Below are 21674 nucleotides of genomic sequence, written 5' to 3'. Positions count from 1 at the left end.
TCCACCGAGCCGATCGGTCCGTCCTCGCGGCGCTCGTCGTGCTCGCGATCCTCGTCGGCATCTGGCCGATCACCGGCATGCTCACGACCTACGTCCCGCTGCTCGCCGTGCCCGCCGCCGCCGGACTGCCCTACCTGATCCCCGCACTGCGGCTGGTGCCGCTCGGCGACACGACGTGGGCGTTCTGGTTCGCGGATGTCGCGGGGGTGCTCGTCATGCTCCTGACGGCGGTGGTCATGCTCAGGGCGCCGAAGCGCCGCGCCGTGCCGAGCCCGGGTCGTGCGTTCGGCCGCGGCGTCTGGGTGACGACCGTCGCGGTCGTCGCGGGCAACCTCGTGCGCGGGGTGTTCACGAGCTTCACGGTGCACGCCGACCTCGGCACCTACCTCGGCACCTTCGCCGCGAACGTCGTGGTCTCCGCGATCACCGGCGCGCTGCTCGGCCTCGTCGTCGGCGCGGTCGCGGCGATCGTCGCGGCCACCGGGCGCGGTCGCGGCGGCGGGGATGACGGCGAGAGCGACAGCAGCGAAGCGGATGCCCCGGCCGACGCCGAGGCGCAGGCCGGTTCGGAGGTTCAGGCCGACGCCGAGACGCACACCGTTGCGGACGACGCCGACTCCGAGGCATCCGTCACCGCCTGACGCACGTCTCGACGGGTCAGCGCGGCGCGAACGCCGTGTGGAAGATCGCCCACGCCCGCCGCGCGACCCGGCGGCGATCATCGGCATCGGTGCGTGCGAGCAGGCCGGCGAGCATCGTCACGGCGAGCAGCACGTCGGCGTCTTCGATGTCGGCGCCGATCCGCCCGGCGGCACGCTCGCGAACGACGACCGCGCCGACCATGGCCGCGAGCCGCTCACCGAGGTGCGCGACCCGCTCGTCGTGCTGATGCTGCCAGATGAGGTCGATGAGCGCGGTCGACGCGACCGCCTGCCCGATGATCGCCTCGAGGAGGTCGTCGAGGGTCGCGTCCTCGGGCTCGACGGAGGTCTCGAGCTCGTCGATGTTCTCGTCGAAGACCGCGACGGCGAGCGAGAGGCGATCGGGGAAGTGCCGGTAGAGGCTGCCCTGTCCGACGCCGGCGCGCCGGGCGATCGCGTTGAACGGCGCCTGCAGCCCTTCGGCCGCGAAGACCTCTCGCGCCGCGGTGATGATCGCGCGACGATTCTCGGGGCCGGCGCTCGGGCCTCGGTTGGCCTTGCGGGCCTCGGAAGTTCCCTTCCCACGTTCAGGCACGAGTGTTACCTTACTACCGGACAAGGATGTCCGGTATGGGCTTCGCACCACATCGAAGAGAAGGAAACACATCACCATGAGCACCCCCAAGACCCTCTCGGGCGACGACTCGATCAAGACCTGGCTCGAGCACCCGGTCGGCGGCCCCATCATCCGCGACCTGCTCGCCCAGTCGGGCCAGAACCCCGACGTGCTGAAGCCCGTGCAGCGGCTCGCCATCAAGCGACTCGTCAAGCTCAGCAAGGGCCAGTTCAGCCAGGAGATGGTCGACCAGCTCGTCGCACGCGCGGCGGCCGGTGACGTTCCGGCAGGAGCAGACGCCTCCGTCGAAGCACCCGAGCCCACGACCGAGTCGGCCGACGCCGGCGCCGCACCCGAGGTCGAGCGCCCCGAGTGGGTCGAGCGCCTCGACCAGGGCCGCTTCGCCGGCAAGACCGTCATCGTCACGGGCGCCGGCTCGGGCATCGGCCGGGCCACGGCGTCGCGCATCGCCCGCGAAGGCGGGCGCGTGATCGCCGTCGACGTCTCGCAGGAGCGTCTCGACGACTTCGCCTCCGAGCACGAGGGCGCCGAGATCGTGACCCTCGTCGCCGACATCACCGACGACACGAAGGTCGCCGAGATCGTGGCCGCAGCCGGCGACCGCATCGACGGCCTCGCGAACATCGCCGGCATCATGGACGACATGACGCCGATCGGCGAGCTCACCGACGCCGTCTGGAAGCGCGTCTTCTCGGTCAACGTCGACGGCACCATGAAGCTCATGCGCGCCGTCGTGCCCGTCATGCTCGCCCGCGGCACCGGTTCGATCGTCAACACCGCCTCCGAGGCGGCACTCCGCGGCTCAGCAGCGGGCGTCGCCTACACCGCGTCGAAGCATGCGGTCGTCGGCCTCACGAAGTCGACGGCGTTCATGTACGGCCCGAGCGGCCTGCGCGTCAACGCGGTCGCACCCGGTGCGACCATCACGAACATCGAGGCGACCTTCGCCTCCCCGCTCGGCGCGGAGCGCGTGCGCCAGGCGATGGCGATCCTTCCGGATGCCGCAGAGGCCGAGGCCCTCGCCGCCTCGATCACCTTCCTGCTCAGCGACGACGGCGTGAACATCAACGGCGTCGTGCTCGCGAGCGACGGCGGCTGGTCGGCGGCATGACGTCGGCAGCCGAGCGCGGCACGCGCGACGTCCTCGTCGTCATCGGCGTCGGCGGCATGGGAGAGGCGATCGCCCGCCGCCAGGGCACGGGCCGCACGGTCGTGCTCGCCGACTTCAGCCAGGCGGCACTCGACCGAGTCGGCGATGCGCTCCGCGGCGACGGCTTCGAGGTCGTCGTGCACCTCGTCGACGTCTCGTCGCGCACCTCGGTGGCCGCCCTCGCCGATGCAGCGGGCGACCTCGGCCGAGTGACCCAGGTCGTGCACACGGCGGGGCTCTCGCCGGTGCAGGCGTCGCGCGACGCGATCCTCGCGGTCGACCTGCTCGGCACCGCGCACGTGCTCGACGAGTTCGAACGGGTCATCGCCCCGGGCGGTGCGGGCCTCGTCATCGCGAGCATGGCCGGTCACTTCCTGCCGCCGCTGCCGCCCGAGGTCTCGCACGCCCTCGCCACGACGCCGAGCGACGAGCTGCTCGCGCTCCCGGTGCTCGCCTCGATCGCCGAGCCCGCAGGTGCGTATTCGTTCGCCAAGCACGCCAACCACCTGCGGGTGCGGGCGGCGAGCGCCGGATGGGGTGCGAAGGGGGCCCGCGTCAACAGCATCAGCCCCGGCGTCATCTCGACGCCGATGGGTCAGCAGGAACTCGCCGGTGAGTCGGGCGCCCAGATGCGCGCCATGATCGACGGCTCCGGCACCGGCCGCGTCGGCACCCCGTACGACATCGCGGATGCCGCGGCGTTCCTGCTGGGCCCCGATGCGAGCTTCATCACGGGCACCGACCTGCGGGTCGACGGCGGCGTGGTCGCCGCGGTCAGCACGGGACGGCTCGACTTGCGCGGCGGTCGGTAGCCGGCGCGCGTGCGGTACGGCGGGGAGCGGGCGACCGCCCCCCGCCGTCATCGTTCGCAGGGGTGACGTCTCCGGCTCGCGCCCGTACGATGCCGAGGATGGGAACCACGCAACCTTCGACCGCCGAGCTCGTCGACGCCGCGCTCGGCCACCTCGAACGCCTCTACGTCTTCCCCGAGGTCGCCGACGCCACCAGTGCCGCGATCCGCGAACTGGAGCGGGCCGGATCGTTCGCCGGCCTCGACGAGGCGGAGTTCTGCACTCGGCTGACCGCCGAACTGCAGTCGCGCACCCACGACAAGCACCTGCGGGTGCGCGCGCGGATCCAGCCGCCCGCCGAACACGCGGGTCGGAGCCAGGAGGAGGTCGTCGCCGCCCTCATCGCGAAGTTCCGCGACGACAACTGGGGCATCGCGAAGGTCGAACGGCTCGACGGCAACGTCGGCCTCATCGACCTCCGCATGATCGTGGACGCCTCCCTCGCCGGGCCGGCGATCGCCGCCGCCATGGAGCTCGTCTCCCGCACGGATGCGCTCGTCTTCGACCTGCGGTCCTGCCTCGGCGGCTCGCCGAACGCCGTGCAGTCGTGGATCAGCCACCTCATCGCCGACGACGAGACGCAGCTGAGCTCCGTGCAGGAACGCGAGGGCGCGTCGCTGCGCCAGTACTGGACGCTCGCCGACGTGGCCGGACCCCGCTACCTCGACCGCGATGTCTTCGTGCTGACGAGCGGGGCCACCTTCTCGGGCGCCGAGCAGTTCGGTTACGACCTGCAGGCGATCGGTCGCGCCACGATCGTCGGAGCCGTGACGGGCGGCGGGGCGCACCCCACCCGCTTCATCCCGATCTCCGACACGATCGAGATCACCGTGCCGTTCGCCCGCGCCGTCAACCCGGTCACCGGGACGAACTGGGAGGGCGTCGGCGTGGTTCCCGACATCGCGGTCGACGCCGACGATGCGCTGCAGGCAGCGCTCGACGAGGCCCGCCGCCGCGTCGTCGAACGGGCCGCCGCCGCCTGAATCGACACGGCGCCGCCTACGACGCCATGAGCACGATGCCGGCCACCACGACCACGGATGCGCCCACCCGCCAAGCGGCCCGGCCCTCGCGCAGCACCAGCGCACCGAAGATGCTCACGAGCACCACGCTCACCTCGCGCACGGGCGCCACGAGCGAGACCGGCGCGAGGGTGACCGCGACGAGCACCAGGATGTACGAGAGCGGCGAGAGCACGCCGAAGGCGAGCAGCCGCCGCCAGTGCGTTCGGGCGATGGTGCCGAGCTCCCGCCACCGCCGCCCGAGCATCGGCGAGAGCATGAGGATCTCGCCGACGGTGCATCCGACCATGAAGGCGACCGGTGCGACCTCGAGCTCCCGCACCGCATGCGCGTCCCAGATCGTGTAGATCGCGATCGCGACGCCCGTGATGAGTCCCCAGGCGATGCCGGGGTCCAGCCGGCGCCGCCCGGCCGTGAGGTGCGTCGTCGCCGCCGGCCGGTCGATCAGGCCGATCGCGACGACGCTCGCGATGATCGCCGCGACGCCGACGAGCGCCGACGCCGACGGCCGCTCCCCGAGCACGAGCACCGCGACGAGCACCGTGATCGTGGGGCCGGTGCCGCGCGCCGTCGCATAGACCGTCGACAGCCGGCCCGATTCGTACCCCTTCTGCAGCACGAGCATGTACGTGCAGTGCAGCACGGTCGAGACGGCGACGGCGAGCAGGAAGTCGGGAATCGTCGCCGCCCCGATGCCCCCGGTGAACGGCACGACGGGCAGCCAGATCACGCTCGAGGCCACCGCGCCCCACCAGAGGAACGGCACGCCGATGCGGCTCACGCCGTGGGCGACGATGTTCCAGGTCGCGTGGCAGACCGCGGCGAAGAGGACGAGGAGGAGAGCAGTGACCGACATGCGGGACCCTTCGAGCCCGTCGCGGGCGCGACGAACGGGGTCCTCCGGGCTTTTGTCCTGTCAGATGACGGCTGCCGATCACGGCTGCCGTGGCGCCGCTCGGACCAGTCGGATCGAAACCCCGGAACCCTAGGCGCTATCGCGATTCACGCTAGCACGCGGCATCCGCTCGGCCGCCGAGTACGCTGCTCGAATGCGCTTCGGAACGCTCGACTTCACGCCCGTCGCCGACTCCCCCGGCCTGCTCGCCGCGCCCGCGGCCGCGGCGGTCGGCGCGATGCAGGCAGCGGATGCCGCGTCGGTGCTGGTCTCGGAGATCGATCCGGGCCTCGCCGACACGGCCGCCTTCTGCGAGCACCACGAGATCTCGATGGGCGACGGCGCGAACTGCGTGATCGTGCAGGCCCGCCGGGGCGAGCGCACCTGGTACGCCGCGTGCCTCGTGCGCGGTGCCGACCGGCTCGATGTGAACGGCGCCGTGCGCCGGCACCTCGATGCCCGCAAGCTCTCGTTCGCACCGATGGACGCCGCGGTCGAGCTCACCGGCATGGAGTACGGCGGCATCACGCCGATCGGCCTGCCCGCCGACTGGCCGATCCTCGTCGACGAGTCGGTCGCAGCGCACGAGCGGCTCATCGTCGGCAGCGGCATCCGGGGTTCGAAGCTGCTGGTCACCGGTGCGCTGATCGCTTCCCTGCCGAACGCCGAGGTGTTGCCGATCGCACAGCCTGCCGCGTAGCCCTGGTCAGCCCCGTGCGACCCGCTCGACCCGCTCAGCCCTGCGTCGCGGAGTCGCGCCGGCGTCGGCGCCGCGCGAGGAGCACCGTCGCGACCGAGCCGCCGATCGCGACGAGGAGCGCCGCGATCGCGACGCCGAGGTAGCGCCACTCGGATGCCTCGCTGTAGGGGAAGGTGTCGGCCCAGTCGAGGCCGACGCGCACGACGACCGCGCCGAGCACCCAGCTCAGCAGGATGCCGCCGATGACCAGCAGTGCGCGACGCATCCCCTCATCGTAGAAGCCGCGCTGTCAGCGCCGGGCGTTAGCCTCGATGCGGCCCGCGATCGGGGCCGCAGACGGAGGAAGCAATGCCGAAAGACGCTCGACCCAAGCCGCCCAGCATCGACGAGATCGTGCTCGCCGACCTCGTCGACGGCGAGATCGGCGAACTCTCCGCCGGCGACCGCGTCGAGGGGCGCCGCTACCGCGGCGGCGACCTCTCCGAACGAGACCTCACCGGGGTGGCGATCGGCGAGTGCGAGCTCGTCGGGGTGTTCGCCCACGACGCGCTGCTCCGCGGGGCCGTGCTCACCGAGACCACGATCGAGCGGCTCGAGGCCCCGGTGCTGCGCGCACCCCGCGCGACCCTCCGCGACGTGCTCGTCTCGGGCTCCCGCATCGGATCGGTCGAGTTCTACGACAACCACTGGCAGTCGGTGCGCTTCGTCGGCTGCAAGCTCGGGTTCGTGAACCTGCGGGGCGCCGAGGTCCGCGACATCCGCTTCACCGACTGCACCATCGAAGAGCTCGACCTCGGCAACGCGCGGGCCGAACGCGTCGCGTTCGAGCAATGCGACGTGCGATCGCTCGACGTGACGGGCGCGAGGCTCACCGACGTCGACCTGCGGGGTCTCGACCTCGCCGCGATCGCCGGCATCGAGGGTCTGAAGGGCGCCACGATGGACGGCATGCAGGTCGCGCTGCTCGCGACGACGCTCGCGAGCCACCTGGGCATCCGCGTCGTGGACTGAGCTCCGATCGGGCGGCCGTTCGCTTCGATGCGGTGTCGTGATCGAACGGCTCTTCCCCGGGCCGCACTTGGGAGCTAGTGTTGGCCGAACTGGGTCAAGCGACCCAGTAGGAGACAGCGAGGTTCCCGATGCACGACGCCCCCACGACGCAGCCGAACGATCTGGCGGATCGCTCGACCCCCGAGGTCGCGGCCCCCCGTCGCCCGGGCGTTCGTCGCCCCCTCGTCGCCGTTGCATCCATGCTCGTCCTGATCGTCATCCAGGCCGTCGCCGACCCCACCGGCCTGCTCGCACTGGTCGGCTGGTCGGGTGCGATCCCCCAGGCGAGCGCCGGCGTCTGGCCCTTCGCCCCCTATCTGGTCTTCGTGCCCGTCGCGCTCGGCGTCGTCTGGTGGGCCGCGGCTCGCGCGGGCGACCGGTTCTGGACGCTCACGGCCGGGGTCGTGCTCGCGGTGCTGCTCGCGCAGGCGGCAGCGTGCTTCGTCATGACCTGGGATCTCGCCGTCGCCGGCTGGGCTGCCGGCTTCGTGACGGCGAAGGCCGTGCCCGCGGCCCTCATCGTCGCCGCACTGGCCCGCTGGTTCGGCGGCCCGACGACGCGGCGGACGCTCGAACGCGGATCGATCTGGCCCGCGGCCGTACTGTTCGCCGCGGTCACGCCGCTCCTGGCAGGCCTGTGGTGGACGGGCGCCGTCTACGCCGACGGCATCCCGGTGGCACGTCCCGACCGCGGCATCCTCTCGATGCTCGTCGCCGTCGTGATCATCGCGGGCGCGACCGCGCTCAGCCTGGGCTGGCTGCGGACCCGCGTGCCGGGCGTGCTCGCCGGCTGGCTCGCGGCACTCGTCGCGGGCGGTCTGGTCGGCCTCGTGCAGGCGGTCGTCGCCCTCATCGTCGACGGCGGCTTCGCGGGCGACATCTGGCCGCTGATGGCGGCATACGTGACGGTCGCCGACGGGCTCGCCTTCGGCGCCTGCACCGGCTGGATCGTCGGCGTGAGCGCCGTCGTGGTCGACCGGGTGCGCGCCCGGCGCGCCGCGTCACGTGCCCCGCAGCTCGTCGCCGCCTCGGTGGCCGTGCTCGCGATGGGCGCGGCGCTCGTGCTGCCCAGTGCTGATGCGGCCACCGCGGCCACGGCCGAAGGCGTCGCGGCCGAGACCTCGCCGCCCGAGGGATTCCTCCGCGCCGAGGGCTCGATCATCACGGACGGCGCCGGCAACCAGGTGCTGCTCCGCGGCGCGAACGTCAACCAGCTCGTCGACTTCTACCAGCACCAGGCCGACGTGCCCGCGACCCGGCCGCTCACGGAAGACGACTACGCGGCCATGGCCGAGTACGGCTTCAACGTCGTACGCCTCAACATCTCGTGGTCGGCGCTCGAACCCGAGCGCGGCACCCTCGACCCCGAGTACCTCGCGAAGATCGAGGACGCCGTCGACTGGGGCAAGGAGCGCGGCATCTACACCGTGCTCGACATGCATCAAGACGGCTGGTGGAACGGCCCGACCGAGGAGGGCACCGCCTGCCGCCCCGGCACCGAGGAGATGTGGGGCTACGACGGCGCCCCCGAGTGGGCGACCATCACCGATGACGCGCCGCGCTGCCAGTTCACCGGCCGCGACATCTCCCCCGCTGGCGACCGGGCGTTCCAGAACTTCTACTTCGACACCGACGGCGTGCAGACGGCGTTCGCCGAGACCTGGGGCAAGCTCGCCGCGGAGTTCGCCGACGAGCCGATGGTCGCGGGCTTCGACCTGATCAACGAGCCCGGCTTCGGCGAGACGGCGCCCGTGACGACCTCGCACCAGCTCGGCAGGTTCTACGACAAGGCCATCGACGAGATCCGCGAGGCCGGCGCCGAGCAGATCGTGTTCTTCGAACCGAGCATCCTCTGGTCGGGCCTCGGCTTCGACACCGGCCCCACCCCCGGCTTCACCGACGACGACAACATCGTCTTCTCGCCGCACCTCTACGCCGAGTCGATCACGATGGACCGCGACCTCGGCATTCCCCCGATCGTGAGCATCGAGCGCCAGTTCGGGCTCGCGCAGCGCGTCGCCGACATCTACGGCGTGCCGCTGTGGTCGGGCGAGTACGGCTACTGGGGCGACGACGACGACGTGCTCGCCCGCATGAACCGCTACGCCGACACCGAAGACGAGCGCATGCTCGGCAGCGCCTACTGGGTCTGGAAGCAGGCCTGCGGCGACCCGCAGAACGGCATCGGCCCGTACGGCAACGCGCTCATGATGCAGGAGTGCGAGACCGGCGGCGACGCCCCGCCCAAGTCCGACCTCCTCGAGATCCTGAGCCGCGCCTACCCGCAGTCGGCACCGGGCGCGCTGACCTCCCTCGAGGCCGAGGGCGCCGCCGTCGACCTCGCCGGAACCGCTGCCGACCGCAGCTGCGACCTCGAGGTGTGGGTCCCGGGCTCGGCCGAGCCCGACGTCGAGGTCACCGGCATCACCAAGGTCGAGACGACCGAGGTGCCCGGCGGATGGATCGTGACGGGCTGCGCCGACGGCGACTACACGCTGTCGACCGACGGCTAGCCTCGGAGGCATGACTTCCGAGGCCGCGCCGAGCGGGCGCGACGACGTGCACGACGCGGGGCGCGACGACGGCCGTCGCGCCTCGCTCACCGCGATGATCGCCGCGGAGCCCGACCGGCTCCGGCGGCGGAGCCTCTCGCTCGGCGTGGCGCCCGATGACGCAGAGGATGTCGCGCAGACCGCGCTGCTCCGGGCGTGGCGGTCGATCGAGCAGCTGCATGCGCCGGAACCCGGGCAGATGTGCTCGTGGCTCGACGTCATCGCGCGGAACGCCGCGGCCGACCTTGCCCGCCAGAAGGCTCGTCGCCCGGTGGCAGCGCTCGACGCCGACCTGCCCGACGAGGCGAGCGTCGCCGGCGACGTCGAGCTGCGCGTGATCCTCGACGGTGCGCTCGACGCGATCCGAGCCCTCCCCGAGTCACTGCGCGAGCCGCTGCTCCTGAGCGTCGTCGACGAGCTCTCGGCCCCCGAGATCGCCGAACGCCTCGAGATCACGCCGGCCGCGGCGCGGCAGCGCATCTCCCGCGCACGGAAGACCCTCGCAGAATGCCGCGAGTCGGGCATGTCCGAGGCGCGCTGACGCCTCTCCCCCACGCCGGGAAGACCAAGCCTGGCGTGTCCGACGCGCGCTGAGCCTCGCCCAGCAGAAGGGCCGGCCCTGTTCCCCCAGCGGCCGGCCCTCCCACGTACTGCGGTTCAGGCGGTGCCGAACGGGTTGTCGACGGCGTAGCGCCATCCGTGCTGTTCGTCGTGCACCGCGACATCCGCTGTCGTGCCCGCCAGTGCGACCTCCGACCCGTCGGGGCCGGTGCCCGTGATCGTCCAGTCGGCGACCGCGAGGCCCGTGTCGCCGCTCTGGAACACGTGACGAACCGTCATCGTGATCGGAAGGTTCAGGCCGAGGAACTGCTCGAGCGCACCGCGCACAGCCGCCTCGCCCTGCACGGGGTGACCGGGCGCCGGCACGAACACGACGTCATCGACGTTGAGCGCCATCAGGCCGTCGAGGTCGCGGGCGTTGAACCGGTCGGCGAACGCGAGGTTGAGCTGGTCGAGAGCGGTGACGGGAGTCGCCATGCGGACGTGCCTTTCTTCGTGAGGCCGCCCTGTTGCCGGCCTCTACAGAGAAAGACGCCGCCGCGCGCGAAGTGTGACATGCGAGTTCGACGACGCTCGGGGCGCGACCGCCGAGGCAGCAACGACAACGGCCCGGGTCTCAGTGAGACCCGGGCCGTTTCGATCGTGGTGCGCGAGGGGGGACTTGAACCCCCACACCCTTGCGAGTACTGGCACCTGAAGCCAGCGCGTCTGCCAATTCCGCCACTCGCGCACGTGTGGTCGCACCTCAGTGCGTCCAACCACGAGAGACTAACATCTCGCGCCCCGCAAAGCCATTCGAGCGCAGCGGATGCCTCCCGCTCGACGCAACTGCGGATATACGATCGGGCGCGCCGGGCGAAACAGCCGTGCCGCGGGGTGGCGGATCGTATACCCGCGGTTGTGTGCCGAAGTCGGCAGGCACGGCCCGGCCCGAGCCTGGACCCACCGGGGCACACTCCCCGGGGCCGAACCCCGACCCACGCCCGCGCCTCCACGATTCCTCCGAGTCCGGCTCACACCTCGCGCTCGCCCGCCACCCGGGAATAGCATCGATCTGCGGGTTCCGTTGCCCCGACCGACGCGACGAAAGGACCGCCCCTTTGACTCCCCCCAGCGACTCCGGGCAAGCACACGACCGCGCTGCGGCCGACACTCCCCCCAGCGACTCCAGGCAGGCCCTGCGTGGCATCCGTGCCTATCTCTTCGACCTCGACGGCGTGCTGACGCCGACCGCGACCGTGCACATGCACGCGTGGGCGCGCCTCTTCACGCCCTACCTCGAGCAGCACGGCGCCGCGCCGTACACCGAGGCCGACTACTTCTCGTACATCGACGGCAAGCCCCGCTACGACGGCGTGCGCAGCCTGCTCGAGAGCCGCGGCATCCGCGTGCCCGAGGGCGAGGTGACCGACCCGCCCGAAGCCGACACCGTGCACGGCCTCGGCAACCGCAAGAACGAGGCATTCAACGAGACCCTCGCCGAAGAGGGCGTCGAGGCGTACCCGGGGAGCGTCGCGTTCCTCGACGCGATACAGGCGAGCGGATGCCTCGTCGCCGTCGTGTCGAGCTCGAAGAACGCCCCGTCGGTGCTGGCCGCCGCGGGGATCGCCGATCGCTTCGAGATCGTCGTCGACGGCGCGGTGGCCGCGCGCGACGGCATCCCCGGCAAGCCGGCCCCTGACACCTTCGAGCGCGCGGCCGAGCTGCTCGGCGTGCCGACCACCGAATGCGCCGTCGTCGAAGACGCCGAATCGGGCGTGAAGGCCGGCGCCGCCGGCGACTTCGGCGTCGTGATCGGCGTCGACCGGGGCGTCGGCAGGGCCGCGCTCGAGGAGCTCGGCGCCGACCTCGTGGTCGACGAGCTCGACGAACTGATCCCACTGCTCCCAGCGACGACCGGCACACCCGCGACCGACACCCCCCGAGAGGACCGCGAATGAGGTTCGCCGACCATGACCCGCTGAACCGCACGCGCTTCCCCATCGACGAGTGGGCGCTCGTGGAGACCGAGTTCGGCGACGCCGACATGGGCCGCACCGAGACGATCTTCGCCGTCGGCAACGGTTACCTCGGCCTCCGCGGCAACGTCGAGGAGGGCCGCGACGGCCACATGCACGGCACCTTCGTGAACGGGTTCCACGAGACGTGGCCGATCCGTCATGCAGAAGAGGCGTTCGGCTTCGCCCGCGTCGGTCAGACGATCGTGAACGCGCCCGACGCGAAGGTCATCCGCCTCTACGTCGACGACGAGCCGCTCGTGCTCACCGTCGCCGAGCTCCTCGCCTATGAGCGCCGGCTCGACTTCCGGCTCGGGGCCCTCAGCCGGTCGATCGTCTGGCGCACGCCGTCGGGCAAGCGGGTGCTCATCACGAGCCGGCGCATGGTGAGCTTCACCGACCGCCACCTCGCGGTGCTCGACTACGAGGTCGAGATGCTCGACGCGGATGCCGCGGTGACGATCTCGAGCCAGATCCTGAACCGTCAGGACGGCCGCGACGAGTACCGCTCGGGCGTGCCTGAGGCGGTCGGCAGCTTCGACCCTCGCAAGGCCGAGATGTTCAACGAGCGCGTGCTGCAGCCTCGGGTGAAGCGGGCCGAGGGCGGGCGCTACATGCTCGGCTACCAGGCCACGAACTCCGGCATGACGATCGCGGTCGGCGCCGAGCACCAGATCGCGACCGAGAACCAGTTCAGCGAGTCGAGCTCGATCGGCGACGACCTCGCGAAGCACATCTACCGGGTGCACGCCAAGCAGGGCCAGCCGATCCGCGTGACGAAGACGATCAGCTACCACACGGCCCGCACCGTGCCCACGCGCGAGCTCGTCGACCGGTGCGACCGCACGCTCGACCGCGCCGCCGAACTCGGCGTTGCCGAGCTGTTCGAGCAGCAGCGCTCATGGCTCGACGACTTCTGGGCGCGCTCCGACGTCGAGATCGAGGGGCAGGCAGCGATCCAGCAGGCGACGCGGTGGAACCTCTTCCAGCTCGCCCAGGCGACCGCGCGCACCGACGGCGACGGCGTCGCCGCCAAGGGCGTGAGCGGTTCGGGCTACGGCGGCCACTACTTCTGGGACACCGAGGTGTACGTGATGCCCTTCCTGAGCTACACGGCACCCGTAGTGGCGCGCAACGTGCTGCGATTCCGGCAGCGGATGCTTCCGGCCGCCCGCGCCCGGGCGCTCGAGCTGAACCAGCACGGGGCTTTGTTCCCCTGGCGCACGATCAACGGCCAGGAGTCGAGCGCGTACTACGCGGCCGGCACCGCGCAATACCACATCGACGCCGACATCTCCTATGCGCTGAACCAGTACGTCAGGGCCACGGGCGACCAGGACTTCCTCGGCCGCGGGGCGATCGACATCCTCGTCGAGACGGCGCGCATGTGGGAGGACCTCGGGTTCTGGCGCTCGAACGCCGACGACGTGTTCCACATCCACGGCGTCACCGGGCCCGACGAGTACACGACGGTCGTCAACGACAACCTCTACACGAACGTGATGGCGCGGGCGAACCTCGCCGCGGCGGCATCCTCCGTCGACGACCTGCAGGTGCAGGACCCGGCGGCCTACGACCGCCTCGTCGAGCGCCTCATGGTGACGCCGGCCGAGGTCGCGAGCTGGCGGCGTGCGGCCGCCCACATGCACATCCCGTACGACGAGCAGCTCGGCATCCACCCGCAAGACAGCGCGTTCCTCCAGAAGGAGCTGTGGGACCTCGAGAACACGCCCGACGACCGGCGCCCCCTCCTGCTGCACTACCACCCGCTCGTCATCTACCGCTTCCAGGTGCTGAAGCAGGCCGACGTGGTGCTCGCCCTCTACCTGCAGGGCGATCGCTTCTCGACCGAGGCCAAACGGGCCAACTTCGAGTACTACGACCCGCTGACGACCGGCGACTCGACGCTGTCGGCGGTCGTGCAGTCGATCATCGCGGCCGAGGTCGGCTACCACGAACTCGCGATGCGGTACTTCCGCTCGGCGCTGTTCGTCGACCTCGCCGACCTGCACAACAACACGGCCGACGGCGTGCACGTCGCCTCGACCGGCGGCGTCTGGAGCGCGCTCATCTCGGGCTTCGGCGGGTTCCGGGACCACAACGGCGTCTTCACGTTCGACCCGCGTCTGCCCGACGGCTGGCAGCGGCTGACGTTCCGCATCACGCTCCGCGGCACGCGACTGCGCGTGAGTCTCGACCCCGAGTCGATCGCCTTCGCCGTCGAAGCCGGCGTCGAGGCACGGGTCAGGGTGCGCGGCGCCGAAGTGGTCGTGACCGCGGAATCGGAGGTCTCGGTGCCGCTCGACGACCAGGGCCCGCGTCGATTCGGAGCGCCGACGATGCGCGATGTCACCGGCTCGCGCCGAGCCGACGGCACCCTGCTCACGGCATCGATCCCGACCCTGTCGCTCGACGTCGACGAATCCGACTCGGCGATCCACGTGGACTGATCACGAGTCTTCCCAGCCCTTCGGGCTACCATGTCACAAGTCACGACAGCGTCGGTGAGAAACGACGTCGTCGGTGCGAATCTGGAGCGGGAGACCTGTGGGCCTACTGGACAACTTCGAGAAAGGTCTCGAGCGTGCCGTCAACGGCGCGTTCGCGAAGACCTTTCGCTCGGGGCTGCAACCCGTCGAGATCACCTCTGCCCTGAAGCGGGAGATCGACACGAAGGCGGCAGTCGTCTCACGCGACCGCGTGCTCGTGCCGAACAGCTTCGTCGTGCGCATGGCGCCCGACGACTACGCCCGCATGGCGGGACTCGGTCCGGCGCTCGTCGACGAACTCGTCGACCTCGTGCAGAAGCACGCCGCGAGTCAGCGCTTCCAGTTCGCCGGCGGCATCACCCTTTCCCTGGAGCGCGACGAGAGCCTCGCCGTGGGCATGGTGCAGGTCGACTCGCAGAACGTGAAGGGCCAGGTCGCCTGGACTCCGGTGCTCGACGTGAACGGCAAGCGCTACCCGATCATGAAGGGCCGCACGGTCATCGGCCGTGGCAGCGAGGCCGATGTCACCCTCGACGACTCCGGCGCCTCGCGCCGGCACGCCGAGGTGCAGTGGGACGGCAGCCGCGCGCGCGTGCGCGACCTCGGCTCGACGAACGGCACCCAGCTGAACGGCGCCCCGGTGAAGGACGCCATCCTCGAACCCGACTCGGTCATCGGCATCGGCCGCTCGCGCATCACGTTCCGAGTGCTCGCGCAGGCCTCGAACACGAACACGGGCTCCCGCGGCCGCCCCGACCCGGCCACCGAACGTCACGACATGGGCGGGTTCTGGGGGCCCGGCGAATGAGCGAACTCACCCTCCTCGTGCTCCAGCTCGGCTTCCTCGTGCTGCTCTGGGTGTTCATCTTCGCGATCGTCTACGCGCTGCGCAGCGACCTGTTCGGCCAGCGCGTGCGCAAGCTCCAGCCCGAGACCGCAGGGGCCGCGCCGGCAGCCGCCCCGTCCGCGGCATCCGCGTTCCCGAGCGCCCCGGTCGCGGCGGCCGCAGCGCCGACCGCCCCCGTCTCGCGCCCTGCAGCGACCGGCGGTGGCGCCGGCGAACTCGCCTCGAACGAGAACGCCACCCGCCTCGTCATCACGAGCGGCGCGAAGAACGGCGCCGAGTTCCCGCTCGGCCACGACGAGATCACGATCGGGCGCTCGAGCGACTCGGCGATCATCATCCGCGACGACTACACCTCGACCCACCACGCGCGCCTCATGCAGTGGAACGGCCGCTGGATGCTTCAGGACCTCGATTCGACCAACGGCACCTTCCTCAACGGCTCCCGAGTGACCGTGCCCACCCCGATCCCGCTCGGAGCCACCGTGAAGGTCGGAGCGACGACGTTCGAGCTGCGGCGGTAGCCATGGCGAACATCAAGGCGAGCGCTGCGGTCTCGCACGTCGGGCGGATCCGCTCGAACAACCAGGACTCCGGCTACGCCGGACGCCGCCTGTTCGTGGTGGCCGACGGCATGGGCGGCCACGCGGGCGGCGACGTCGCCAGCGCGATCGCCACGCGGCGCATCGCCGAGGCCGACCTCGACTACGACAGCACGACCGAGGCCTCTGCATCGCTCGAGGGCGCCCTGATCGCCGCCAACCGGCAGCTCGCCGCCACCGTCGCGGATCACTCCGAACTGACCGGCATGGGCACGACGGTGAGCGCCGTGCTGCTCGTCGGCGATCGCGTCGTGATCTCGCACATCGGCGACTCGCGCATCTACCTGCTGCGTTCGGGCGAACTCAGCCAGATCTCGACCGACCACACCTTCGTGCAGCGTCTCGTCGACGCCGGCCGCATCACGGCCGAGGAGGCCATGGTGCACCCCCGCCGCTCGGTGCTCATGCGGGTGCTCGGCGACGTCGAGGCCTCGCCCGAGATCGACGCCCTGGTGCTCGACACCCGCGACGGCGACCGCTGGATGCTCTGCTCCGACGGCCTCTCCGGCGTCGCGTCGTTCGACGACATCCACGACATCATGTCGGCCGACGCCGGTGCCAAGCAGGTCGCCGATCGCCTCGTCAAGGCCTCTCTCGACGGCGGCGCCCCCGACAACGTCACCGTCGTCGTCCTCGACATCGGCGAGCCGCCGGCACCGGCGACCCCTCCGCTGATCGTCGGGTCGGCAGCGGCACCGCCGGCATTCGGCCAGGCCGCCGAGCCGGTGCGGCCCCGCGGCATCCGTCTCACTCCGTTCCGTCCGCACCCGGTTCAGGAGACGCACTTCGAGCCCGACTCCGAGGACTTCTTCGACGAGATCATCGAGGAGGACGCCCGCCGCCGCCGTCGTCGCCGCTGGATGTGGAGCTTCTGGATCGTGCTGCTGATCGGTGCGATCGTGGTGACCTTCACGCTCGGCTACCAGTGGACGCAGACCCGGTTCTACGTCGGCGAATCGAACGGCAGGGTCGCGATCTACCAGGGCATCCAGCAGAACCTCGGGCCGATCTCGTTGCACGAGCTGGACACCGAGACCGACCTCGACGTCGCCGAGCTCCGCACCTACGACCAGCAGCGGGTCGCCCAGACGATCAGTGCGGGCTCCTACGCCGAGGCGTACCGCATCGTGCAGCGGTTGGAGGAATCCATTGAGTGATCTCCAGTCCGCGATTCCCACCGCCACGCCGCCCGAGGGCGTCCGCCGCATCCGGATGCCGCAGAAGCTGCGCAACCTCGAATTCTGGCTGCTGCTCGTGGCGTGCTTCATCAACGCCTCGGCGATCGTGCTCGTGCAGCTCGGCGCGCTCGGTCGCGTCGACACGCAGCTCGTGCTGCTCGGCGCGGGCCTCTCGCTGCTCGTCTTCGGGCTGCACATCGCGATGCGCTTCGTCGCTCGCGACGCCGACCCCTTCCTGCTGCCGATCGCGACCGTGCTGAACGGTCTCGGCATCGCGATGATCTACCGCATCGACATCGCGTACGGCGACGCCGGCTGGGAGAGCGCCGCAGTGCGCCAGATCGCGTGGAGCGCGATCGCGATCATCTGCGCGATCGCGACGATCCTCGTCATCCGCAACCACCGCGTGCTGTTCCGCTACACGTACCTCGCCGGGCTCTTCGCGATCGTGCTGCTCATCCTGCCGCTCGTGCCGGGCATCGGGCAGGAGCGCGGCGGTGCGCAGGTGTGGGTCGGCATCGGCGACATCGCGACCTTCCAGCCCGGTGAGATCGCGAAGATCGCGCTGGCGGTCTTCTTCGCCGGCTACCTCGTGCGCAACCGCGACTCCCTGTCGATGGTGGGCACGAAGTTCCTCGGCATGCAGTTCCCGCGTGCGCGCGACCTCGGCCCGCTCCTCATCGTGTGGGCCCTGTCGATGGCCGTCATCGTCTTCCAGCGCGACCTCGGTACCGCGCTCCTCTACTTCGGGCTCTTCCTCGTGATGCTCTACGTCGCGACGAGCCGGCTCTCGTGGGTCGTGCTCGGGCTGAGCCTCTTCATCGGCGGCGCGATCATCGCGAGCCAGACGCTCGACTACGTCGGCAACCGCTTCGCGAACTGGCTCGACCCGTTCAGCGACGATCGCTTCGGCGCCGAGATCGGCGGCAGCTACCAACTCGTGCAGGGGCTCTTCGGGCTCGCGAACGGCGGCCTCATCGGCACCGGCTGGGGCCAGGGCCGACCCGACCTCACCCCGGTGCCGCAGAGCGACTACATCATCGCGAGCCTCGGTGAAGAGCTGGGCCTCGCGGGCATCTTCGCGATCCTCGCGCTCTACCTGCTCTTCGTGGCGCGCGGGTTCCGCATCGGCTTCGCCGGTCAGGACGACTTCGGCAAGCTCCTCGGCGTGGGGCTCGCGTTCGTCGTGGCGCTGCAGGTCTTCATCGTCGTCGGAGGCGTCACCCGGGTCATCCCGCTGACCGGCCTCACGACCCCGTTCCTCGCCGCCGGTGGTTCGTCGCTGGTGGCCAACTGGATCATCGTCGCGCTGCTGCTGCGGCTCTCCGACACGGTCCGCAACCATCCGAGGCTGGTGATCGACGGATGAACCGCGAACTCAAGCGCGTCTCCATCGTCGCGTTCCTCATGTTCCTGACGCTCCTCGTCTCGTCGACGATCATCCAGTACGTGCGAGCCGACGCCCTCAACGCCGACGCTCGCAACTCCCGCACGCTGTACGAGAGCTACTCGATCGAGCGCGGCCCGATCCTCGTCGGCGGCGAGCCGATCGCGTACTCGGAGCCCTCCGCCGACGACTACAAGTTCCAGCGCATCTACTCGAACGGACCGCTGTACGCGCCGGTCACGGGCTACCTGCCGGTCAACGGCGAGGCGACCGGCCTCGAGCGATCCGTCAACGAGTACCTGAGCGGTCAGTCTTCCAGCCAGTTCTTCGACTCGATCAACCGCCTCATCTCCGGGCAGGACCCCATGGGCGCCTCCGTCGAGGTCGCGATCGACCCCGTCGCGCAACAGGCGGCATGGGACGCCCTCGGCGACTACACCGGGGCCGTGATCGTCACCGAACCTGCGACCGGTCGCATCCTCGCGATGGTCACGAAGCCCACGTACGACCCGAACGCGCTGGCGGTGCACGACTCGGCAGCGGTCACCGCCACGTACGAGGGGCTGCTCGCCGACCCGGCCGACCCGCTGTTCAACCGTGCAACGGGCGGCGACATGAACCCGCCCGGGTCGGTGTTCAAGCTCGTCACCGTCGCCGCGGCCCTCGAGTCGGGCAAGTACACGCCCGAGAGCCAGCTGCCGAACCCGACCTCCTTCACGCTGCCGGGCACCGACTCCGTCGTGCGCAACACCGAGGGCGGCGACTGCGGCGGCGGCGAGACCGTCAGCATCGCGACCGCGCTTCGGCTCTCGTGCAACATCCCGTTCGCCGAACTCGGCATCGAACTCGGCGATGCCGCGATCCGCGAGCAGGCCGAGAAGTTCGGGTTCAACAACGAATTCCTGATCCCGACGGCCACCGAGGCGAGCGTGTACCCGCGCGCACTGGACGAAGCCCAGACCGCGCTGACGGCATTCGGCCAGTACGAGGTGCGCGCGACGCCCATGCAGATGGCGATGGTGTCGGCCGCGATCGCCAACGGCGGCATCGTGATGAACCCGAATCTGGTCGATCAGATCACGGCGCCCGACTTCACCCCGTTGCAGGAGTTCGAGGCCGAGGAGTTCGGCCGTGCGATCAGCGAGGAGACGGCGAACACCATGGTGCAGATGATGGTCAACGGCGTCGAGAACGGGGCCGCGAGTAATGCAAGAATAGACGGCGTCAGCGTGGCCGGTAAAACCGGTACTGCGGAGAACGGCGAGAGCGACCCCTACACTCTCTGGTTCACCGGTTTCGCCCCCGCCGACAATCCTCAATACGCGATCACAGTGCTCGTGGAGGATGGCGGGGGACTTGGTCAGGATGGGTACGGCAATCTCATAGCCGCACCCATCGCAAAGCAGGTACTAGAGGCGGTGCTGAACAAATGAGACCGAGCGCAGGGCTCACCTTCGGAGGGCGCTACGAACTGCAGTCCCGCATCGCGATCGGCGGGATGGGCGAGGTGTGGCAGGCCACAGACCTCGTCATCGGTCGCCAGGTCGCGATCAAGATCCTGAAAGACGAGTACCTGGGCGATCCGGGCTTCCTCGAGCGCTTCCGCGCCGAGGCCCGTCACGCGGCACTCGTCAATCACGAGGGCATCGCCAACGTCTTCGACTACGGAGAAGAAGACGGCAGCGCCTACCTCGTCATGGAACTCGTGCCCGGCGAGGCGCTGTCGACGATCCTCGAGCGGGAGCACGTGCTCTCGACCGACAAGGTGCTCGACATCGTCGCCCAGACGGCGGCTGCGCTGCAGGCCGCGCACGCGGCAGGCCTCGTGCACCGCGACATCAAGCCCGGCAACCTGCTCATCACGCCCGACGGGCGCGTCAAGATCACCGACTTCGGCATCGCTCGCATCGCCGACCAGGTACCGCTGACGGCCACGGGCCAGGTCATGGGCACCGTGCAGTACCTCTCGCCCGAGCAGGCGTCGGGTCACCCGGCATCGCCGACCACCGACATCTACTCGCTCGGCATCGTCGCCTACGAGGCCCTCGCCGGCCGCCGCCCGTTCACGGGCGAGTCGCAGGTCGCGATCGCGATGGCGCAGATCAACGAGACGCCGCCCGACCTGCCCGTCACGGTCTCCGAGCCGGTGCGCAACCTAGTCTACGGATGCATCGCGAAGAACCCGGCCGACCGGCCTCAGTCGGCCGCGCACCTCGCGCGTGCCGCGACGGCGCTGCGCCGGGGCGACGTGCAGGCGGCCGCCGCCGCGGTTCCCGCGGTGCTCGGCGCCGCCGGTGCCACCGCCGCGACGATGCTCATGCCCACGGCCGGCGCCACCGCTGCCACGACGGTGCTGCCGTCGGCAGGCGTCCCGGGCGACGACGAAGAACCCGTCGAAGAGAAGAAGCGCAGTCCCTGGACCTGGCCGCTCATCGTGCTGATCGCGCTCCTCGCGATCGTGCTGATCGGCACGATCATCGCGCTCGCGCTGAACGGCGGCGGCAAGGAGCCGCCCGCGTCGACGTCGGCGAAACCGTCGACCCCGACGAGCGCACCGCCGACGAGCGCTCCGCCGACCAGTGAGGCGCCCACGAGCGCGGAGGTCAACCGCGAAGACTACCTGGGGCTCACCGTCGACGAGGCGCGTGCGAAGCTCCAGGGCCTCGAGATGGTGGTCAATGCGGTCGAGGGCAATCCTGCTGTGGACCCGAACGACGTCGGACGCGTCTACGACGTGAACCCGACCGGCAACATGCCGCTCGGGTCCGAGGTCACGATCACGTACTACGCAGCCCTCGAAACGCCGGGCGCTCCTGCATCGGCACCGCGCGTCGACCCTGAGGAGATCCCTGCCGGCGGCAACCAGCCGTTCACGGTCTCGTGGGACGCGCAGAGCTGCCCGAGCGGTCAGACCCTGTCGGGATACCAGGTGACGGTTCAGGGCACCGGCGCTCCGACGGCGCAGCCGTCGGCCGGCGGCGCCACCTCGACAGTGCTCACCACCACCCCGGAGACGGCTGGCGACCTGACCGTCACCTTCGTCTACTACTGCGGATCCGTGGCGTCACCGGCATCGCCGTCGACGACGGTGACCGTGCTCCCGGCCACCGAGTAGGTC

At 70.5% G+C, this 21674-nt stretch carries 20 protein-coding genes and 1 tRNA gene; 16 read left to right on the top strand and 5 right to left on the bottom strand.

Features of this window, described 5'->3' with window-relative positions:
• The first annotated feature begins 38 nt into the window (after positions 1 to 38).
• Positions 39 to 641: a hypothetical protein gene (locus BUR99_RS11330; protein WP_074260494.1), complete on the top strand. Its 603-nt coding sequence runs from the start codon at positions 39 to 41 to the stop codon at positions 639 to 641.
• Positions 642 to 657: 16 nt separating this feature from the next.
• Here BUR99_RS11330 and BUR99_RS11325 read toward each other — a convergent pair whose 3' ends face one another.
• Positions 658 to 1236, bottom strand: coding sequence for a TetR/AcrR family transcriptional regulator (locus tag BUR99_RS11325; RefSeq protein WP_074260493.1), 579 nt, complete (start codon positions 1234 to 1236; stop codon positions 658 to 660).
• 76 nt (positions 1237 to 1312) lie between these two features.
• On the opposite strand from BUR99_RS11325, the gene BUR99_RS11320 reads away from it, so the two are divergent.
• The 3 genes from BUR99_RS11320 (at position 1313) to BUR99_RS11310 (ending at position 4262) form a co-directional block, all read left to right on the top strand.
• The gene (locus BUR99_RS11320; protein WP_074260492.1) at positions 1313 to 2389 is read left to right on the top strand and encodes an SDR family NAD(P)-dependent oxidoreductase; all 1077 of its coding nucleotides are present in this window, start codon (positions 1313 to 1315) and stop codon (positions 2387 to 2389) included.
• On the top strand, positions 2386 to 3240 hold the full coding sequence (locus BUR99_RS11315) for an SDR family oxidoreductase (protein WP_074260491.1): 855 nt from the start codon (positions 2386 to 2388) through the stop codon (positions 3238 to 3240). Before BUR99_RS11320 ends, BUR99_RS11315 begins: the two co-directional genes overlap by 4 nt.
• 98 nt (positions 3241 to 3338) lie before the next feature.
• Positions 3339 to 4262, top strand: coding sequence for a S41 family peptidase (locus tag BUR99_RS11310; protein ID WP_074260490.1), 924 nt, complete (start codon positions 3339 to 3341; stop codon positions 4260 to 4262).
• 16 nt (positions 4263 to 4278) lie between these two features.
• On the opposite strand, the gene BUR99_RS11305 is transcribed toward BUR99_RS11310, so the two are convergent.
• Positions 4279 to 5157: an EamA family transporter gene (locus BUR99_RS11305; RefSeq protein ID WP_074260489.1), complete on the bottom strand. Its 879-nt coding sequence runs from the start codon at positions 5155 to 5157 to the stop codon at positions 4279 to 4281.
• A gap of 193 nt (positions 5158 to 5350) precedes the next feature.
• On the opposite strand from BUR99_RS11305, the gene BUR99_RS11300 reads away from it, so the two are divergent.
• Positions 5351 to 5896, top strand: a complete 546-nt coding sequence (locus BUR99_RS11300; protein ID WP_074260488.1) for a YbaK/EbsC family protein — start codon at positions 5351 to 5353, stop codon at positions 5894 to 5896.
• 34 nt (positions 5897 to 5930) lie between these two features.
• On the opposite strand, the gene BUR99_RS11295 is transcribed toward BUR99_RS11300, so the two are convergent.
• On the bottom strand, positions 5931 to 6161 hold the full coding sequence (locus tag BUR99_RS11295) for a hypothetical protein (protein WP_074260487.1): 231 nt from the start codon (positions 6159 to 6161) through the stop codon (positions 5931 to 5933).
• An 83-nt stretch (positions 6162 to 6244) separates the two neighbouring features.
• On the opposite strand from BUR99_RS11295, the gene BUR99_RS11290 reads away from it, so the two are divergent.
• The 3 genes from BUR99_RS11290 to BUR99_RS11280 all read left to right on the top strand — a co-directional run bounded on the left by BUR99_RS11290 (position 6245) and on the right by BUR99_RS11280 (position 10039).
• A complete protein-coding gene (locus BUR99_RS11290) occupies positions 6245 to 6907 on the top strand; it encodes a pentapeptide repeat-containing protein (protein ID WP_074260486.1) in 663 nt (220 codons plus the stop codon).
• 128 nt (positions 6908 to 7035) lie between these two features.
• Entirely contained in the window at positions 7036 to 9459 is a 2424-nt protein-coding gene (locus BUR99_RS19645; protein WP_084183935.1) for a cellulase family glycosylhydrolase, read from the top strand.
• 10 nt (positions 9460 to 9469) lie between these two features.
• Positions 9470 to 10039: an RNA polymerase sigma factor gene (locus BUR99_RS11280; RefSeq protein ID WP_074260485.1), complete on the top strand. Its 570-nt coding sequence runs from the start codon at positions 9470 to 9472 to the stop codon at positions 10037 to 10039.
• 116 nt (positions 10040 to 10155) lie between these two features.
• Here the strand turns inward: BUR99_RS11280 and BUR99_RS11275 are convergent, their stop codons facing one another.
• Entirely contained in the window at positions 10156 to 10536 is a 381-nt protein-coding gene (locus BUR99_RS11275) for a YybH family protein (protein ID WP_074260484.1), read from the bottom strand.
• Positions 10537 to 10702: 166 nt separating this feature from the next.
• Positions 10703 to 10789 (bottom strand) — tRNA-Leu (locus BUR99_RS11270).
• Between the two features lie 448 nt (positions 10790 to 11237).
• On the opposite strand from BUR99_RS11270, the gene BUR99_RS11265 reads away from it, so the two are divergent.
• The 8 genes from BUR99_RS11265 to BUR99_RS11230 all read left to right on the top strand — a co-directional run bounded on the left by BUR99_RS11265 (position 11238) and on the right by BUR99_RS11230 (position 21671).
• Complete coding sequence (locus BUR99_RS11265; protein ID WP_074260990.1) at positions 11238 to 11999, top strand: HAD family hydrolase; 762 nt, start codon at positions 11238 to 11240, stop codon at positions 11997 to 11999.
• Positions 11996 to 14506 (top strand): glycoside hydrolase family 65 protein, encoded by a 2511-nt coding sequence (locus BUR99_RS11260; RefSeq protein WP_074260483.1) that lies wholly within the window; start codon positions 11996 to 11998, stop codon positions 14504 to 14506. The genes BUR99_RS11265 and BUR99_RS11260 overlap by 4 nt, the downstream gene beginning before the upstream one ends.
• A 97-nt stretch (positions 14507 to 14603) precedes the next feature.
• Positions 14604 to 15353: an FhaA domain-containing protein gene (locus BUR99_RS11255; protein WP_074260482.1), complete on the top strand. Its 750-nt coding sequence runs from the start codon at positions 14604 to 14606 to the stop codon at positions 15351 to 15353.
• A complete protein-coding gene (locus BUR99_RS11250) occupies positions 15350 to 15913 on the top strand; it encodes an FHA domain-containing protein FhaB/FipA (protein ID WP_074260481.1) in 564 nt (187 codons plus the stop codon). The genes BUR99_RS11255 and BUR99_RS11250 overlap by 4 nt, the downstream gene beginning before the upstream one ends.
• A gap of 2 nt (positions 15914 to 15915) precedes the next feature.
• Positions 15916 to 17148, top strand: coding sequence for a PP2C family protein-serine/threonine phosphatase (locus BUR99_RS11245; RefSeq protein ID WP_074260480.1), 1233 nt, complete (start codon positions 15916 to 15918; stop codon positions 17146 to 17148).
• A gap of 55 nt (positions 17149 to 17203) precedes the next feature.
• Positions 17204 to 18538, top strand: coding sequence for an FtsW/RodA/SpoVE family cell cycle protein (locus BUR99_RS11240; protein ID WP_084183934.1), 1335 nt, complete (start codon positions 17204 to 17206; stop codon positions 18536 to 18538).
• Positions 18535 to 19989, top strand: coding sequence for a peptidoglycan D,D-transpeptidase FtsI family protein (locus tag BUR99_RS11235; RefSeq protein ID WP_074260478.1), 1455 nt, complete (start codon positions 18535 to 18537; stop codon positions 19987 to 19989). The genes BUR99_RS11240 and BUR99_RS11235 overlap by 4 nt, the downstream gene beginning before the upstream one ends.
• Positions 19986 to 21671 carry a protein kinase domain-containing protein gene (locus BUR99_RS11230; RefSeq protein ID WP_074260477.1) on the top strand — a complete coding sequence of 562 codons (1686 nt, stop codon included), beginning with the start codon at positions 19986 to 19988 and terminating at the stop codon, positions 21669 to 21671. The genes BUR99_RS11235 and BUR99_RS11230 overlap by 4 nt, the downstream gene beginning before the upstream one ends.
• Positions 21672 to 21674 lie beyond the last annotated feature (3 nt).

This window comes from Agromyces cerinus subsp. cerinus (genome assembly GCF_900142065.1).
Taxonomy (GTDB): domain Bacteria; phylum Actinomycetota; class Actinomycetes; order Actinomycetales; family Microbacteriaceae; genus Agromyces; species Agromyces cerinus.
This window is presented reverse-complemented; position numbering and strand designations above follow the sequence as displayed.